This window comes from Burkholderia sp. ABCPW 14 (genome assembly GCF_001523835.1).
In the GTDB taxonomy this organism is placed as follows: domain Bacteria; phylum Pseudomonadota; class Gammaproteobacteria; order Burkholderiales; family Burkholderiaceae; genus Burkholderia; species Burkholderia mayonis.
Genome location: NZ_LOVS01000215.1, coordinates 1 through 3,054 on the forward strand (window position 1 = coordinate 1; position 3,054 = coordinate 3,054).

2 protein-coding genes and 2 pseudogenes are annotated in these 3,054 nt (G+C 59.3%); all 4 read left to right on the forward strand.

The window, feature by feature from the left end; all coding sequences use genetic code 11:
* Positions 1-41 precede the first annotated feature (41 nt).
* Positions 42-311, forward strand: a pseudogene (locus WS62_RS31970) (phage portal protein); the annotation flags it as partial.
* Positions 312-577: 266 nt separating this feature from the next.
* Positions 578-838: pseudogene (locus tag WS62_RS38610) on the forward strand (PAAR domain-containing protein); the annotation flags it as partial.
* Between the two features lie 39 nt (positions 839-877).
* The gene (locus WS62_RS35730) at positions 878-1,615 is read left to right on the forward strand and encodes a nuclease (protein ID WP_082721447.1); all 738 of its coding nucleotides are present in this window, start codon (positions 878-880) and stop codon (positions 1,613-1,615) included.
* Positions 1,616-1,620: 5 nt separating this feature from the next.
* Positions 1,621-2,739: a type VI immunity family protein gene (locus tag WS62_RS31980; RefSeq protein WP_066579699.1), complete on the forward strand. Its 1,119-nt coding sequence runs from the start codon at positions 1,621-1,623 to the stop codon at positions 2,737-2,739.
* Positions 2,740-3,054: the final 315 nt, after the last annotated feature.

A 3,054-nucleotide genomic window follows, 5' to 3' on the forward strand; every position in this document is an offset into this window, starting at 1 on the left:
GGCGGCGGCATCCATTCTTCTTCTTTCACGGAGTTTTACTCATGAGCAAGCGCCGATCGCGCGCGCCGCGCACGTTCGCGGCCGCGCCCAATTCGAGCGCCGGCAGCGCCGCGCCGGCGCGCGCCGAAGTCTTCACGTTCGACGATCCCACGCCCGTCATGAACCGGGCCGAGATTCTCGATTACGTCGAGTGTTGGTCGAACGGCGAGTGGTTCGAGCCGCCCGTCAGCTTCGCCGGCCTGGCGAAATCGTTTCGCGCGAGCACGCACCATAGCTCGGCGCTGTACTTCAACTCCTCGGCGCTGTACTCGCGGCGCAGCTCGTCAATATCGAACAGGTCGCAGCCGCCCGCCATCGCGTCGAGCACGGTCACGATCTGCCGCCACTGGGCGCTTTGCCATCAGTGACAGACGCTGCCTATTTTTTAGGCCATGAGTTTGTCGGTGTTGCCATGCCTGAATGATGGCAATTGATGGCGCACACACACCTTAAAAATCAAAGAGTTATGAGAGATTTTGGCGGAAACCACGAGTCCACTAGTTGTTCTGCGTGTTCCCCCCTTACGCGTTGAATAAGAGGTGGCTTCATTGGCGGCGGGAAAAGCGTCCGGCCCGAAACGAACTCGCAAACGCCGCATAGCGGACGTTTCCAGTTGCTCGACGATGTAACGCGTCGACCCATCGCCGGTCACTCATATACCGTGCGCGCCGCAGACGGACGCACGATCCACGGTAAGACAGACGCTAATGGATTCACCGATTGGCTCGAAGGGAACGACGCGTCGTCGCTCACATTCAGCCACAACGGAACGTCCGGGCCGACGACGAGCACGAGCTGAGCATGAGCCGGATATTCAGGAGGCGAAGCGGCTGGCGGCATGCGTACCGGCGGGCAAACCACTGTCGTCGGTGCCAGGAAGGGCATAACGCCAGAGGACAAAGCTTTGCTTTGTCGCGTCATGTGCAACTGCGGCAAAATCGGTGTTTGGACACGCGGTGGTGGACGTCTTCAGCGACAGAAGTGCGTCGAACAACGAATCGACGCCGAAAACGCCCGATCGATCGCGGAGACTGGACAAAAGACCGTGTACGTCCCGGAAATCAACTACAACATGACTACGGTGCCACCTTCACCCATCATGTCTGCCGATGATCCGCTCAAGCCTCACGACGACTTGCTCGGGTACATCGTGAACAGCTGGCCGGGGAAGATGAAAGGCTATCTTGAAGGAAAGAAGGCAGGGCTCGATCAAACCCGCAGACCTGACGTAGTGATCGTGCATGATCCGTCCCAGCCGCCTGAACAACCAAACATCAGAGCCGTCATCGAAATGAAATTCGAAGATGCGCTCACACGAGGTCAAGCAGCTGACTACATTAAGATCGCGGGCGACGAAGCGAAGTATGTGCCGCTAAAGAAGGCGCAATGCGGTTGCCCGGACGAGGATGCGGAGAAGGAACCGGCACCGTCGACTCAACGCAGCACCACCAGCGACACCGACGAACTGTATGGCGGAAACGCAGGCGCGGCGCACAGAACGGGCCCCTTCGGATTGCCGCCACTGCCACCGGTAGGCCCCGGCCCGGCAACTCCAGGTATCGGCCTTCCTTTCTGACGATCATGACGAAAGACGAATTGATTGCGTGGGCCAACGACCCACGACGACAAGACACCCTGCCCTTTGGACTGTACGAACCGCTCGAACAGAAGGCTATTGTTGGAGCGGCATTGGTTGTGCGCGGGGCGCTGTATTTTAAGGGCGGATACACGAAGCCCGTACGCGCCGCTCTCGTTGACTGCTACAACCGCTACATGGCGGCGATCGATGAGTTCGCGAAGGTCTTCGCAAAAGCTGCCGAGCAGCCCGTCCCGAAGGCGAGCCCGATGCGTTGGTTCTACGAGGAGGGACAAAAGCCGGTTGAATTCGCGAAAGCACGGGGGTTCCCGGCGGTCGCCGACACGCTGCCGAGCACTCAGGTTCTTGTCGCGACAACAACCAGCGCCGATCACAAGCTCGCTGCCGGCTTTTTTGAGTTCTCAGCGTTTTGCATTCCCGATTGGCAAGCGGAACTTGGGGACCGAGGGCTCGACGCCTTGGTGTTCTCGGTACCCCGTCGATTTCTGGAAATGTGCCCCGGCACGTTCGAGAAACTGTTCGCAGAATTTGCCGCGGCTGTACCGACGATTTGGGGGCATGCGGGCATCGGGGTCAACCTCCCGCCACTGGCCCCGGAAGCGAATGAAGCCAGCGAGAATTTCTGGTCGCGGCTGTATGGTCCAGGCGTCGACGTCGGCGATCCAATGCGAACGTCGATCCGTGACCTCGTGAACAAGATAAAGACAGTAGATTGGCTGACGGCTCTTGACGGGGACCTGGTGCGCCGCGTCGGCGGCGCAGACGCCTTGATGCTCCCCCCCGATTGGTTCCGCAAGACACCGCTCGATCGTGGCGGCTTGCTCATTCAGGCCGGCATCGACCCGACAGCCGGCGTACCAATCGGCAAAGGAATACCGCCAGCACCTCCGGCTGCATACGTGTTGCTGAACCATGCGCTTCGCTCGATCGTGGCCGACAAGAGCGGCATCCTACAGCGCGGTACAGTTAACAGTACCGCGCCGTTGCTCAACACGACGGTGGCATGCGAGGCATGGTTGCAGCGCTTCAACGTGCCCGACGATGAACTGAACGGATACTGGGTCGAGTTGCATAAGACGCAAAAGCTATCGCCGTCATCGTGATGGCAGCCCAACCTCATCAATCGGGTGAGCCGCACCCGACTGCCGGGCGAGATTGCCGCGTATCGTACTGCACCGCAAAACTAGGAGTTCATCGAATGAATACGCGTCGGATTCACGAGCATTAGGATGCCGCCAAGAGGAATTAAAAGGTTCATCGCAGTAAACCGTGGAGGGTTTGATGGAGATTTCGTAACCTGACGCCTGATTCTATAGAGGTCAGGAGGAAGAATTGCACGATCGCAAGGCACTTCAGGCACTGGGCGGCTGGACCGGCTATCGGTTGGAGCGGGTGGAATGGCCGGAAGGAGGCGGCGG